Source organism: Quadrisphaera sp. GCM10027208, assembly GCF_042658805.1.
Classification (GTDB): Bacteria; Actinomycetota; Actinomycetes; order Actinomycetales; family SCSIO-59966; genus SCSIO-59966.
In genome coordinates, this window is record NZ_JBHSRC010000024.1 from 1 (window position 1) to 524 (window position 524).

Here is a 524-nt window from a genome sequence, read left to right on the forward strand (position 1 = left end):
CAGGACGCCGCGGCGGCGGCAGCCGGGGGCCCGGCAGGTGCGGTCCCGCAGCTGGACGAGGGTGGCGATGGTGCGCCGCGGCCGGTACCGACCCGGGTCCGGGTGCGCGGGGGCAACTCCGGCGCCGGGCCAGCGGCGTCCGACGGCGCCGAGAGGGGACCTGGCCATGGCGCAGTCCCGCTCGCGGGGTTTGCCGATGAACGACTCACCCGCAGGCGAGAGGTCACGGGGTGGGCCCTCACCGGGGGCACCCTCATCGGGCGGACTGTCACCGGCTGGACTGTCACCGGGTGGATTGCCGCTGTGTGGGCAGTCGTCGGGTGGGCCGTCGTCGGGTGGGCCGTCGTCGGGTGGGCCGTCGTCGGGCGGACCGTCGCCGGAGGGACCGTCGCCGGGTGGACCGTCGTCGGGTGGGCCGTCGTCTGGTCGGAGGCCGGGGTAGGTGTGGCCGTCCAGGCCGATGACGGTGCCGGTGAACGGGTCGGTGAGCAGCCGGCGCAAGGTGGCGTCCTCGGCGATCCGCC

The 524-nt window shown here is 76.5% G+C and carries 1 pseudogene; it reads left to right on the forward strand.

The annotated features are described in order from the left end of the window. Positions 1-303 precede the first annotated feature (303 nt). Positions 304-524: pseudogene (locus ACFP6A_RS14420) on the forward strand (hypothetical protein); the annotation flags it as partial.